13 protein-coding genes and 2 tRNA genes are annotated in these 12,260 nt (G+C 63.5%); 3 read left to right on the plus strand and 12 right to left on the minus strand.

All coding sequences use genetic code 11. The features are described from left to right. The first annotated feature begins 85 nt into the window (after positions 1-85). Positions 86-277, plus strand: a complete 192-nt coding sequence (rpmB, locus tag FXY94_RS09120) for a 50S ribosomal protein L28 (protein ID WP_016664741.1) — start codon at positions 86-88, stop codon at positions 275-277. 121 nt (positions 278-398) lie between these two features. Here the strand turns inward: rpmB and FXY94_RS09125 are convergent, their stop codons facing one another. The 3 genes from FXY94_RS09125 to FXY94_RS09135 are packed head-to-tail and all read right to left on the minus strand — an operon-like array spanning position 399 to position 3,209. Further along, positions 399-1,070, minus strand: a complete 672-nt coding sequence (locus FXY94_RS09125; RefSeq protein ID WP_332067301.1) for a class I SAM-dependent DNA methyltransferase — start codon at positions 1,068-1,070, stop codon at positions 399-401. Between the two features lie 18 nt (positions 1,071-1,088). Next, positions 1,089-2,117: a thiamine-phosphate kinase gene (thiL, locus tag FXY94_RS09130; protein WP_016664743.1), complete on the minus strand. Its 1,029-nt coding sequence runs from the start codon at positions 2,115-2,117 to the stop codon at positions 1,089-1,091. Continuing rightward, positions 2,118-3,209: a GNAT family N-acetyltransferase gene (locus tag FXY94_RS09135; RefSeq protein WP_051120663.1), complete on the minus strand. Its 1,092-nt coding sequence runs from the start codon at positions 3,207-3,209 to the stop codon at positions 2,118-2,120. It lies immediately after the preceding gene. Positions 3,210-3,275: 66 nt separating this feature from the next. Here FXY94_RS09135 and FXY94_RS09140 point away from each other — a divergent pair, with 66 nt between their 5' ends. Then, complete coding sequence (locus tag FXY94_RS09140; RefSeq protein WP_016664745.1) at positions 3,276-3,806, plus strand: DUF3515 family protein; 531 nt, start codon at positions 3,276-3,278, stop codon at positions 3,804-3,806. Positions 3,807-3,809: 3 nt separating this feature from the next. Here FXY94_RS09140 and FXY94_RS09145 read toward each other — a convergent pair whose 3' ends face one another. The 6 genes from FXY94_RS09145 to leuC all read right to left on the minus strand — a co-directional run bounded on the left by FXY94_RS09145 (position 3,810) and on the right by leuC (position 10,065). Then, entirely contained in the window at positions 3,810-4,910 is a 1,101-nt protein-coding gene (locus tag FXY94_RS09145; protein ID WP_016664746.1) for a D-alanine--D-alanine ligase family protein, read from the minus strand. 10 nt (positions 4,911-4,920) lie between these two features. Beyond that, positions 4,921-5,940, minus strand: coding sequence for an NAD(P)H-dependent glycerol-3-phosphate dehydrogenase (locus FXY94_RS09150; protein ID WP_197736231.1), 1,020 nt, complete (start codon positions 5,938-5,940; stop codon positions 4,921-4,923). Next, complete coding sequence (locus FXY94_RS09155) at positions 5,924-6,517, minus strand: hypothetical protein (RefSeq protein ID WP_016664748.1); 594 nt, start codon at positions 6,515-6,517, stop codon at positions 5,924-5,926. The genes FXY94_RS09150 and FXY94_RS09155 overlap by 17 nt, the downstream gene beginning before the upstream one ends. 33 nt (positions 6,518-6,550) lie before the next feature. Next, positions 6,551-7,867 (minus strand): UDP-N-acetylglucosamine 1-carboxyvinyltransferase, encoded by a 1,317-nt coding sequence (gene murA / locus FXY94_RS09160; protein WP_016664749.1) that lies wholly within the window; start codon positions 7,865-7,867, stop codon positions 6,551-6,553. Between the two features lie 116 nt (positions 7,868-7,983). After that, a complete protein-coding gene (gene leuD / locus FXY94_RS09165; protein WP_016664750.1) occupies positions 7,984-8,595 on the minus strand; it encodes a 3-isopropylmalate dehydratase small subunit in 612 nt (203 codons plus the stop codon). 33 nt (positions 8,596-8,628) lie between these two features. Then, positions 8,629-10,065, minus strand: coding sequence for a 3-isopropylmalate dehydratase large subunit (leuC, locus tag FXY94_RS09170; RefSeq protein WP_016664751.1), 1,437 nt, complete (start codon positions 10,063-10,065; stop codon positions 8,629-8,631). Between the two features lie 134 nt (positions 10,066-10,199). On the opposite strand from leuC, the gene FXY94_RS09175 reads away from it, so the two are divergent. After that, a complete protein-coding gene (locus tag FXY94_RS09175; RefSeq protein ID WP_016664752.1) occupies positions 10,200-10,931 on the plus strand; it encodes an IclR family transcriptional regulator in 732 nt (243 codons plus the stop codon). A gap of 26 nt (positions 10,932-10,957) precedes the next feature. On the opposite strand, the gene FXY94_RS09180 is transcribed toward FXY94_RS09175, so the two are convergent. From FXY94_RS09180 to FXY94_RS09190, 3 genes are all read right to left on the minus strand, one after another. Continuing rightward, complete coding sequence (locus FXY94_RS09180; RefSeq protein WP_016664753.1) at positions 10,958-11,776, minus strand: universal stress protein; 819 nt, start codon at positions 11,774-11,776, stop codon at positions 10,958-10,960. A gap of 128 nt (positions 11,777-11,904) precedes the next feature. After that, positions 11,905-11,977, minus strand: a tRNA-Glu gene (locus FXY94_RS09185). Positions 11,978-12,053: 76 nt separating this feature from the next. Next, a tRNA-Gln gene (locus FXY94_RS09190) sits at positions 12,054-12,125 on the minus strand. Positions 12,126-12,260: the final 135 nt, after the last annotated feature.

A 12,260-nucleotide genomic window follows, 5' to 3' on the forward strand; every position in this document is an offset into this window, starting at 1 on the left:
GTTGCCCAGCGCCACGCGGCTCGATCCGCTGCATGAGCCTCGGCGCACAAGATCAAGTACGTTAGCGATTATTCAGGAGAACACCGTGGCTTCCAAGTGTGACATTTGCGCCAAGGGCCCGAGCTTCGGCAAGAGCGTTTCCCACTCGCACCGTCGCACCTCGCGCCGCTGGAGCCCCAACATCCAGTCCGTGCGCACCGTGATCGGCGGCACCTCGAAGCGCCTCAACGTGTGCACCTCGTGCCTCAAGGCCGGCAAGGTTCAGCGCGCCGCCTGAGCATCCGGGCACTGCCCGAGCGAAAGCTTAGTAAAAGGACCTCCCCCCCCCCGCGGGGAGGTCCTTTTCGCATGCCCAAGAGGCTTCCGCCGTGACGCCATACACGGAGCGCCCGGGGAGGTCACGCCGGGGTTGCTTTAGCTGCCTTGCCCTCGCCCTTCACCGAGATGACGACGACGAATCCAGGGTCATCGCTCGCCGGGCGTAAATCCCACGTCGAAAACACCTGGGGGACCTCGAAGCCCGCGGCGGCAGCATCCGCCACATAGCTCTCGAGCGAATACCCGCGGCCCGTTCCAAAACCGGCGACGAGGCGACCTCCCGGACGCAAGAGCCTCGCAAAATTCTCGAGAACGCGACGCCTATCGTTTTCGGCAACAAACGTGACAACGTTGCCCGCCGCGACAACCACGTCGAATGTTCCGAGTGAGCCCTCACCGAGGATTGCGCATGCCTCGGCAAGGTCGCCCGTAATCCAGCGGGGGCCCGGCGAGGTGCGCTCCGCATAGGCGACGAGGGTTGGGTCAAGGTCGATCCCCACAACGTCGTGGCCGCGACGAGCAAGCTCTGCACCGACGCGCCCGGTTCCACTCCCGGCATCGAGCACGAAGGCGCCGCGAGGCGCAAGTGCATCGATGAGTCGCGCTTCCCCATCGATGTCCTTGCCTTCGGCGCGCATCCGCTCCCAGCGCTCGATGTACCACTGGGAGTGGCCAGGATTGCGTTCGAGGTTGCGCGTCCACTGTGATTTCCCGGGAGAGCCGGGCGTGGGATTCATGGGCATGATCGGCATAGAAGGCATCCATCCACCCTAAACGGAAAAATGGTCCCAACCGTACATGGCGAGTGGCACGCCGTCGAGACGCACGTCGCCATCGCCCTCGGCAGCGCGCACGCACCCAATCTCGCGGAATGCGGCACGCACCTGAGCGTTTTCGTCCCACACCGACCGAGGGAACGTCGCGAGCATGAGGTGCTCCTCCCCCGAACCCAGGACCCACTCCATGGGATCGACGCTCAACACATTGGCAAGCGGCGCGAGAAGCGCACAATCACTCTCGAGCGCCGCCCGCGACAGGTCGAGGTTTACTCCACTTGCGCGAGCAATTCGGCTCGCATCCCTCACGAGTCCATCGGAGATATCGATCATCGCGCTCGCCGAACGCCCCGCGTCCCACCCCGCTGAGAGGTCAGGCTCGGGTGCGAGGTGCCACGACAGTGCACGGCCCGCAATGCTCGCGACGGCTTGGCCCCGAGACTCAAGGTCAGGCAGGGTGGCGTCGGACTTCCCGAGCACCTGAGCGAGCCCCGCGCTGCTGAGCCCGAGCACTTCCCCGCCGACCGCAAGAACATCCCCTTCTTTCGCACCCGAACGCACGACTGCCGCACCAGAGCGCGCAAGTTCGCCGATCGCTGTGATCGAAACCGTGAGCTCGCGAGCGGTACCAAGGTCCCCGCCGATCACCGACGCACCGAGCGGGTGTGCCTCGCGCGCAATGCCCTCAGCGATGCCCTCGAGTACCGCGATCGGTGTGTCTTTGCCCGCGAGGACGGTCGTCAGCAGCCAGCGCGGCCGCGCCCCCATCGAGGCGACATCCGCGAGGTTCTGTACGGCAGCCTTGCGGCCGATGCTCACGGGATCAGAAATACCGAGAATGAAGTCGTAGCCCTCAACGATCGCATCGGTCGTGAACACGAGCTCCCCCGCGGCGCGAACAACGGCGCAGTCATCACCAGGGCCCACGATGACCGCATCATCGCGATGCTGAAAAAACGGGACAATTCGCTCGAGGATCCCCGCCTCACCAAGCTCGCCGAGGCTTGTCTCGTGCTGCCGCACTCAAATCCCTCGAAGCTTTCCTTCGAAGGTGATCTCTTTCGCGACCGTGCGATAGCCAAGGCGCTCGTTTATGGCATTCATGTGGGTGTTGGTGTGGTTCGTGTACGTGCGCAGCACATCGACTTTTGACTCAGTTTCGGTCAGGAGGCGATGCGTCATGAGCTTAAGCGCGAGTCCAAGGTTATGCCCGCGGTGCTCGGGCATGACCAGGGTGATGGCCTGCTCGCCAAGTCGCGAACCATCCTCGCGAAACATCACGTATGACGTCCCAGCAAACGTGCCGTTCGACGCGAGGGCGACCGCCGTGAGGCGGCGATAGCCACGCTCAGCGATCCTCGCTTCGATCGCTCGGACCCGCTCCTCGTCGTACTCGGGCTTCTCAAGCGAAGAATCCTCAGTCGGGGCATCCGCGACCATCTGATTCAGCAGCACACACCACTGCTCCATGTGCTCCTCAGGGACGTCCCCTTCCCAGGTAATGATGCGGTACTTGCCAAGGGAAGCTTCGACCTCGACGTGGAGGTCCTCGACGAGGTCGCGATCGAGCGGGAGCGAAACCGTGCTCACGAACTCCGTGGCGACCTTCGCGAGGCCAAGCCGGGTCGCGATCCTTGAAGCCGGAAGCTCGTTTTCCGCCTGAGTTGAATCCACGTGGGTGAGCGCATAGCCGAAAGCCTTCGGACGCTCCTCGTGCGTCATAATGTCCCGGAGCGCATCCGTGAGCATCGTGCCAATACCTTTGCCTCGCCACGCGGGATACACAACGAGCTCGATCTCTTGCGTATCAGTGTTCTCAGTGAGAGGGAGCTGAAGCTCGGCGAGACCGGCGATCATGCGTGCGCCTTCAAGGCTCTCGACCTCGGCCACGAGCTGATATGAACGTTTGTGGTCGGTGTCTGCGTGTTCGGCACGAAGCTGGCCGGGCGTGCGGCGCTCGTGAGCGTCGCAAAATTCCTCGTCAAGAACGCGGTAGAGATCCCAATACTGCTTAAGCTCCGCGTCGCTCGAATGATCGAGGAATCGCACCGTGACATGCGGCCCTTCGGGGAAAAGCTGCTCGGTGCGGGGTGTCAGTGCGTACTTCTCGCTCATGGTCACCAAGATTATCAGCTTCCGTCCAGGCACTCACGATCCAGACAGAGAGTTAGGGTGGTGTTCATGATGCATACGCCCCCGGCCCAGCCCCTGGCATGCGCGCTCCGGCGCGCGCTTGTCACCTCGCTCGCGATCGGGAGCATTCTGACACTCGCCGCGTGCGGAGCCGTCGCCGTGCCCCCGCCCGAAGCCGACGCCACCAACCCCCGCTGCGCCGAGATCATCGTGTCGCTTCCCGATACCCTTCTGGGCCTCGATCGCAGCGAAACCACGGCCCAATCAACAGCCGCATGGGGTCACGGCGAGAGTACGATCGTGCTTCGCTGCGGCGTGACCCCTCCCCCGCCCACGACCGATCTGTGCACCACGATCGCCGCGCGCAACGGCAAGGAGATCGACTGGATCGTGAAAGAAGACGGCAAGCGCGGGATCGTGCACATGACGACCTACGGGCGAGAACCGGCAATTGACGTCACCGTGCCTCGCTCGGTCGCCCCCGACCAGCCGAGCGCCGCGGCCATCGAACTCGCGAGCCTCATTGCGCAGGTCCCTCAATCGGGTGGTCGCTGCCTCGCATTCGACGACGCGCAATAGCCCCTAGCGCAGCCCTACACCACGCTCAAGGGCATTGTCGATCAGGTGAGAGATCAGGTCGGCGTAGGAAATCCCCATGTTCTCCCACAGCACGGGGAACATCGAGATCTGGGTGAAGCCCGGCATTGTGTTGACCTCGTTGACGATCACCTCGCCCGCCCCGGTCACGAATACATCCACGCGCGCGAGTCCCTCGAGTTCGAGGGCTTCGAACGCACGCGCGGCTACCTCTCGCACTGCCGCCACGTACTGCTCGGGAATCGCCGCGGGGATATCGATCGTGACGGTGCCCTTGCCGAAATACTTCGACTCGTAGTCATAAAACGCGAGGTCCTCGCCGATGACGACCTCACCCGGAAGACTCGTGCGCGGTGCCTGTCCATTCTCTCCCTGGAGAACGCCGCATTCCACCTCGCGCCCCTCGACACCCTGCTCGATGAGTACCTTCGGGTCGAAGCGGAAGGCTTCGTCAAGCGCTGCATCGAGCTGCTCGGGGGCGTCCACCTTCGTCACGCCGAAACTCGAACCCGCGCGCGCCGGTTTGACGAACAGCGGATAGGTAAGGCTCGATGCGCGCTCGCGCACCGCCGCTCGAGGTTCACTCGCGCGCACGACGACGCCGCGGGCAACGTTGAGACCCGCGCCTTCGAGAATGCGCTTCGTGAAGTCCTTATCCATCGAAGCTGCGGAGGCAAGCACGCCCGACCCGACATAGGGCACATCCCAGAGCTCGAATAGTCCTTGGATCGTGCCGTCCTCGCCGTAGGGCCCGTGCAAAAGAGGAAACACCGCGTCAATATGTGCGAGGTGCTCAATACGACCGCCGTCGCGCACGACGCGAAGCTCGACCTTTCCCTGCCCGAGTCGCGACTGCTGGAGGATGATTTCGTCACCCGAATCGGGCACGTGAGGGGCGAGCCCGTTCGTGATTTGCCAGTGCTCGGGATCTCCCGTGACCTCGACAAAGCGGCCATCGCTCGTCACGCCGATGGGCACTACGTCAAAACGCGAGCGGTCAATCTGGCGCAAAATACCGCCGGCGGTCACGCATGAAATGCCGTGTTCGCTCGAGCGACCGCCGAAAATCAGCGCGATGGTGTGCACGTGGGCTCCTCTATTCGAATCGGACAGAACGCGAAAGAAGTGCGCTCGTCACTTCGGCAATATTACGCCCGCGATCAACGACATCGACGAGGGCACGGGTGATGGGCAGGTCCAGCTGCGAACGCTCGGCAAGCTCTGCGACGGCGCGGGCGGTAGGGACGCCTTCGGCGGTTTGTCCGACGCTTGCTCTGGCCTCCTCTAGGCTTTGACCTTCGCCAAGGGCCTTCCCAAGCCTGAAATTCCTCGAAAGCGGAGAGGCGCACGTCGCGACGAGGTCGCCCATCCCGGCGAGCCCAGCAAACGTGGATGTTTCCGCCCCGAGGGCAACGCCGAGCCGCGTAATCTCCGCAAGGCCGCGCGTAATGAGCGATGCGCGCGTATTGTCGCCGTAACCGAGCCCGGCGGCGGCACCAACGGCGATCGCGATGACATTCTTCATCGCGCCCGCAACCTCGACGCCCGTCACATCGCGGCTCACGTAGGCACGGAAATAGGGCGCCGAACACCACAACGCCACTTCTCGCGCCGTTTCCTCGCTCGCTGAGGCGATAACCGAGGCGCACGGTTGCTCGCGGGCGATCTCCCGCGCGAGGTTCGGGCCCGACAGCACCGCGATGCGGCTCTCACTAATGCCGCCGGTTGTCGCAAGAATCTGTGACATGCGCTCGTCGCTGCCGCGCTCGATGCCTTTGATGAGCGAGACGACGGGCAGGTGGGCAATGGATGGCCAGGCCTCGAGATTCGCGCGCAAGGACTGGGCGGGGACGGCGAGGACGATGCCACGTGCCCCTTGGATAACGTCCTCGGTATCGCTCGAGGCCCAGACGGAGGCGGGAAGCTTAAGACCGGGAACGTAGCTCGCGTTCTCGTGGTTGTCGTTGATCTGCGAAGCGAGTTCCGCTCGGCGCGCCCACAGGCGCACGCGATTGCCGCCTCGCGCGAGCATGTGCGAGAAAACCGTGCCCCACGATCCTGCGCCGAGAACCGCGATGTGGCCTTCGCTCTCGCCCGCCCTACTTCGAGCGTTCACCGTCGCCCGAGGGGAGCTGCCGGTTGCGACGGATACCGCGCGTCAATCCCGCGCGACGCGCCCGAGGCGAGGTGAGACGCGCTGTTTCGCGGCGCCTGAGCGTCGCAGGGGCGCGCTTAGCGAGAGTATGAATCGCCGAAGCGTGCATCATGCGCCGCGGGCCAAAGGTGAGGCGACCGCGGATCGTACGGTACTTGACCGCCGTCGTGATCCGCACGAGCTCACCACCGGGCTCGACGGCAACGCCGATGCGGATCATGAGCGAGGGCGTATCGTCGATAATGAGAGCCTCCGAGCCCACGACCTCGCTCACATAGCGTTCGCGTTCGGGCGGCGGCACGAGGTCGAAAAGGCGAATGGCCTCATCCCTTACGGCCCGGGCACCACGCGAGGTCAGCGTCGCGTTCTCGTGAGAGAAAATCGCCTCGGCCCACACGCGCGGATCCGGTTCATCAACGCCCTTGGTTGGCACGATCACGACATCGCAATAGTCCGGAAGCGGAATATCGCGAAGTGCGAGAGACGTGTACCGCTCGTGCGACGCACCGGTCGCGTGCGTCGAGGGATTCTCTGTCACCGTTGGCTCCTTACCTCGAACGTTGATTCGTTCTCACTCTTCCCAGAAATCGGCACCGAGCTTCGTGAGCTTGTCCCTGAAGGATTCGTAGCCACGATCGATGAGGTCGATGCCGTGGATCTGCGAGACGCCGTCAGCCCCGAGAGCTGCGATCAGGTAGCTGAACCCGCCGCGCAAGTCCGGGACCGTGATCTCGGCACCCTCAAGCGGGCGCGGCCCGTTCACAACCGCCGAGTGATTGTAGTTGCGCTGACCGAAGCGGCAGCGGGAGCCGCCGAGGCACTCGCGATACACCTGGATCTGCGCGCCCATGTCATTGAGCGCGCTCGTGAAGCCAAGGCGATTCTCGTACACGGTCTCGTGGACAATCGAAATACCGTTGGCCTGAGTCAACAACACGACGAGGGGCTGCTGCCAGTCCGTCATGAAGCCAGGGTGGACGTCGGTCTCGATCGCTGCCGAGGAGAGGCCTTTACCCGTGTCGTAGAACCGAATCCCGTCGTCGTGAATATCGACGCCGGCACCGATCTTGCGCAGCACGTTGAGGAAGGTGCCCATCGCCTTCTGCTCGGCCCCGCGGACGAACACGTCGCCGTGAGTCACGAGGGCAGCGCAGGCCCAGCTCGCCGCCTCGATGCGGTCGGGAATGCAGCGGTGACGGTAGCCATTGAGCTTCTCGACGCCCTCGATCACGATTGTGCGATCGGTGCGCAGCGAAATGATCGCGCCCATCTTTTGCAAAACCGCGATGAGATCCTCGATCTCGGGCTCGACGGCCGCATTCTCGAGTTCAGTGATGCCCTTCGCCCGCACTGCCGTGAGGAGCACCTGCTCGGTCGCACCAACACTCGGATACTCGAGGCGGATTTTTGCACCACGAAGACCATCCGGTGCCGTGATGTAGATGCCGTGCTCGCGCTTATCGACACGAGCACCGAAGTTGCGCAGCACGTCGAGGTGATAGTTGATCGGGCGCGTGCCGATGCGGCAACCGCCCAGATCGGGGATCACGGCCTCACCGAGGCGGTGCAAAAGCGGGCCGCAGAAGAGGATCGGGATGCGCGAGCTTCCCGCGTGAGCGTCGATGTCCGCCACGTGCGCACGCTCGACGTTCGACGGGTCCATGCGGAGGGTTCCCGCTTCCGTATCGCGCTCGATTTTTACGCCGTGCACGCGAAGAAGCTCGCTAACAATCCTCACGTCGCTGATGTCGGGGACACTCGTGAGGAAGCTTTCGGTCTCACCGAGAAGCGCGGCAACCATGGCCTTCGAGACCAGGTTCTTTGCACCACGAACGGTGATCTCACCCTCGAGCGGCTTTCCGCCGCGCACATAGAAGCTTGAGGTCATAGTGGAGTTGATTCCTTTTCCGGGACGAGCCCACAGGTAACCGTCTCACCATACCGAACAGCGCTTTGAAAAGAACTGCACACGCGCCGGTGTACGCCGAGGGCGCAAAAGCCCCGCTACTGGTCGTCGGCAGTGCGCACGGGAAGCGTCTTCGGGAGCCAGGAAGGCCGACGCTTTTCAAACTCCGCGATGTCTGCTTCGTGCCGCATCGTGAGCCCGATGTCATCGAGGCCCTCCATGAGGCGCCAACGGGTGTAGTCGTCGATTTCGAACGAGAAGGTCGAATCGGCTACCTCAACCACTCGATTTTCGAGATCGACGGTGATGTCGGTTCCCGGCGCGTTCTCGAGGATCTTCCAGATCTGCTCGATATCCGACTGCGAAAGGACTGCGGCAACGAGGCCCTGCTTACCGGCGTTGCCTCGGAAAATATCCGCAAATCGGCTCGAGAGCACCGCTTTGAAACCGTAGTCGCGAAGCGCCCACACCGCATGTTCGCGAGAGGAACCGGTACCAAACTCTTCGCCTGCGACGAGAACGGAGCCTCGCGAGTAGGGCTCGCGGTTGAGCACAAAGTCTGGATCCTGGCGCCACGCGCTAAAGAGACCGTCATCGAAACCCGTCTTCGTCACGCGCTTGAGGTACACGGCGGGGATGATTTGGTCGGTATCGACGTTGGAGCGTCGAAGCGGAACACCGATACCCGTGTGCGAGATGAACTTTTCCATGGTGTGAGTCCTTTCCCAGCGTCCTCGCGGCCCTCAGGCACGCACCGAGGCGTCGGGTTGTTCGAGATTGTCGAGGTCAGCGGGTGATGAAAGGGTTCCCCGCACGGCCGTCGCGGCCGCGACGACGGGCGACACGAGATGGGTGCGCCCGCCCTTGCCCTGGCGCCCCTCGAAGTTGCGGTTCGAGGTCGAGGCGGAGCGCTCCCCCGGGGCGAGCTGGTCGGGATTCATGCCAAGGCACATCGAGCATCCCGCGTTTCGCCACTCGGCGCCAAAGGCCAGGATCTCCTTGTCGAGTCCTTCGGCTTCGGCCTGGAGTCGCACGCGCGCCGAGCCGGGCACGACGAGAACACGAACATTCGGATCCTTCGTGCGACCTCGGATCACATCGGTGAAAGCGCGCAGGTCTTCGATTCGACCGTTCGTGCACGAGCCCATAAAGACCGTGTCAACGCGAATGTCCTTGAGCGCGGTCCCGGGCTCGAGGTCCATGTATTCGAGCGCGCGCTCGCACGCAGCTTTCGCGTTGTCGTCGGCGAAGTCCTCTGGGGCGGGAACGGCGCCCGAGAGCGGCAGGCCTTGACCGGGGTTCGTGCCCCACGTGACGAATGGCTCGAGTTCATCGGCGTTGATCACGACTTCGGCATCGAAGGTCGCGTCGTCGTCGCTCCTGAGACTCTTCCAATACTCGACCGCTTCGTCCCACGCCTCCCCCGTCGGCGCGTGCGGGCGTCCCTTGACATACTCAAAGGTCGTCTCGTCGGGGGCGATCATGCCGGCCCGGGCACCCGCTTCGATCGACATGTTGCAGATCGTCATGCGCCCCTCCATGGTGAGGTTTCGGATGGCTTCTCCGCGGTATTCGAGCACGTATCCCTGCCCGCCACCGGTACCGATCTTCGCGATGACCGCAAGGATGATGTCTTTAGCGCTCACGCCCGGTTTAAGCGATCCTTCGACCGTAATCGCCATGGTCTTGAAGGGCTTGAGGGGCAGGGTCTGCGTTGCGAGGACGTGCTCAACTTCGGAGGTACCGATGCCGAAGGCAAGCGCGCCGAATGCACCGTGGGTCGAGGTGTGCGAGTCGCCACACACGACCGTAATTCCCGGCATCGTGAGGCCGAGCTGCGGCCCCACGACGTGGACGATGCCCTGGTCAACGTCGCCGAGCGAGTGGATACGCACACCGAATTCCTCGGCATTGGCACGCAGGGTGTTGATCTGGGTGCGGCTTGTGAGGTCGGCAATTGGTTTGTCGATATCGACGGTCGGCGTGTTGTGATCCTCCGTCGCGAGGGTTTGGTCAACGCGGCGCGGCAAGCGCCCCTCGAGCCGCAGCCCCTCGAATGCCTGCGGGGAGGTCACCTCGTGAAGCAGGTGAAGGTCAATGTACAGGAGGTCCGGCTCTCCGCCTTCGCCCTTGCGGACTACGTGGTCCTGCCAAACCTTTTCCGCGAGAGTTCCCGCCATGTGAGTGACTCCTCGATCGTCGTCTCCCCGCGTCGCTCCTTTGCGTGAAGCGCACGGCTCGTTGGCACCAAGTTTCGCGAAGGGGCAGTGGCGAAGCACTCGCATTTCACATCGCGAGACGATAGTCTTATTCCATGAACATTCAGATCGAAGAGGGAAGCGGCGTCGGTGTGATCGACAAAGCCGCCACGGTACTCGGCGCGCTTGAAGCGGGGCCCGCAACGCTCGCAACTCTCGTGAGCACAACCGGGCTCGCCCGGCCGACGGCTCACCGGCTCGCGGTCGCGCTCGAACACCACAGGCTCGTCGCGCGCGATATCCAAGGTCGCTTCATCCTCGGGCCTCGCCTGACGGAACTCGCCGCCGCCGCTGGCGAGGACCGCCTCCTCGCCTCCGCCGGGCCCGTTCTTGCCGAGCTCAGGGACCGCTCCGGAGAATCGGCGCAGCTCTATCGTCGCCAAGCCGAACACCGCGTGTGCGTCGCGACGGCCGAGCGCCCAAGCGGCCTGCGCGATACCGTCCCACTAGGCTCAACGCTCACGATGCGAGCCGGTTCCGCCGCACAGATTCTTCTCGCCTGGGAAGAGCCAGACCGCCTCCACCGCGGCCTTCACGGGGCACGCTTCACAGCCTCAATGCTGTCGGCCGTGCGCAGACGCGGGTGGGCGCAAAGCGTCGGCGAACGCGAATCGGGCGTTGCGTCCGTGAGTGCGCCGGTTCGGGGCCCGAGCGACCGCGTCATTGCCGCCCTCTCAATCTCGGGCCCGATCGACCGCATGACGCGGCAGCCCGGAAAAATCCACGCCACTCTCGTCATGAGCTACGCGGAGAAACTCAGCGAACTCGTGCGCCAGGGCGGCCACTAGAAGTCCACTGGACGGGCTCGAGTGGCTTACTGCCTCTCGAGCCACACGGGGGTGTTCGCGTACTGCAAGAAAGCGGTATTCGACACGACGGGCTGACGCTCAAGTTCCCCGTGCTTGCCGCGCGCGTTCGCAACGATAAGCCTCGTGCCCTCGCTGCGGCGGATCAACTCTTTCGCCGTGTGCTGGCGACCGTACTCGGTGATCTCCACGTCCACCTCGGGCGCAACCTCGCGCAAGTGACGTTGAGCGCTCTCGAGAATGCCCGCCCATCTCTCCTCGGGAATCACGATCGAGGGAATAACGCGGACGCCGGTGCCGTACACCTTCGCAAACTCTGCGGCGCGCTCGAGCGCGCGGTCAAAGGCCGTCCCACCGTCGTAAAACACTGCCACGGGGCCATCTGCGGCAATGTCGCCGCGAACAACAACGATCGAACATTTCGAGCGTGTGAGGAGCGCCGAACTGGTCGATCCCACAATGATCGAGAGGAAGCGACCGAGCCCGCGCGAGCCGACCACGAGCGCATCTGCGGTCGCTGACTGCTGAATGAGCACGTCCACCGCGCGGCCATCGACAATCTGGGTCGTCACCTCGCAGCCGGGGGCAACTTCGTGGGCGATCTGAGCCGCTTCATCGAGCAAGCGTTGCGCGGCGACCTTGAGGCCCGACCCACTCACGCCGGGAACGGGATCGACATCGACCCCCATGAGCGGCCACACGAATGCGTGCACAAGATGCAGGGGCTTATTCAGGGCGAGGGCATTGTGCGCCGCCCAGCGGATTGCGTGATCGGATTCCTCGGTGTCTTCGACGCCGACAACGATCCGGCCTTCATTTGCACTCATGGTTTTCTTCCTTCCACGGCCGGGCTCACGCTTTTGTGAGCCAAACTCCCTGCTCGCTTTAAGGATACGCCGGAAAGGTCCCGGGCACGAAAAAGCCCGACCACCGAAGTGGTCGGGCTTTCGCTCTGTACCCCGTACCGGATTTGAACCGGTGTTACCGCCGTGAGAGGGCGACGTCCTAGGCCGCTAGACGAACGGGGCCTTGCCTCAATGAGGCCTTAGAAACTTTAGCAAAGCTGCTGGCTGTTTCCAAATCCAGGCCGTGTGACCTGCATCGCTGGGGTACCAGGACTCGAACCTAGAACAACTGAACCAGAATCAGCCGTGTTGCCAATTACACCATACCCCAAGGGTTTTGCCCGGCGAGCCGAACGAAATACAACAGTAGTCCAGCGCGAAAGCCCCGGCAACTTTTCCTGCGCCCTTTGTGGAAGCTTTCACACGAATAGGATTCCGGCGCTGGCCCTGCAACCGTCGGACCCTG

Source organism: Dermabacter jinjuensis (assembly GCF_902381725.1).
Taxonomy (GTDB): Bacteria; Actinomycetota; Actinomycetes; order Actinomycetales; family Dermabacteraceae; genus Dermabacter; species Dermabacter hominis.

Bases quoted from the DNA above. Each gene is read 5' to 3' on its own strand.
- FXY94_RS09125 (WP_332067301.1), bottom strand. From the start codon at position 1,070: ATGCCGATCATGCCCATGAATCCCACGCCCGGCTCTCCCGGGAAATCA.
- FXY94_RS09135 (WP_051120663.1), bottom strand. From the start codon at position 3,209: ATGAGCGAGAAGTACGCACTGACACCCCGCACCGAGCAGCTTTTCCCC.
- FXY94_RS09140 (WP_016664745.1), top strand. From the start codon at position 3,276: ATGATGCATACGCCCCCGGCCCAGCCCCTGGCATGCGCGCTCCGGCGC.
- murA (WP_016664749.1), bottom strand. From the start codon at position 7,867: ATGACCTCAAGCTTCTATGTGCGCGGCGGAAAGCCGCTCGAGGGTGAG.
- leuD (WP_016664750.1), bottom strand. From the start codon at position 8,595: ATGGAAAAGTTCATCTCGCACACGGGTATCGGTGTTCCGCTTCGACGC.
- leuC (WP_016664751.1), bottom strand. From the start codon at position 10,065: ATGGCGGGAACTCTCGCGGAAAAGGTTTGGCAGGACCACGTAGTCCGC.
- FXY94_RS09175 (WP_016664752.1), top strand. From the start codon at position 10,200: ATGAACATTCAGATCGAAGAGGGAAGCGGCGTCGGTGTGATCGACAAA.
- FXY94_RS09180 (WP_016664753.1), bottom strand. From the start codon at position 11,776: ATGAGTGCAAATGAAGGCCGGATCGTTGTCGGCGTCGAAGACACCGAG.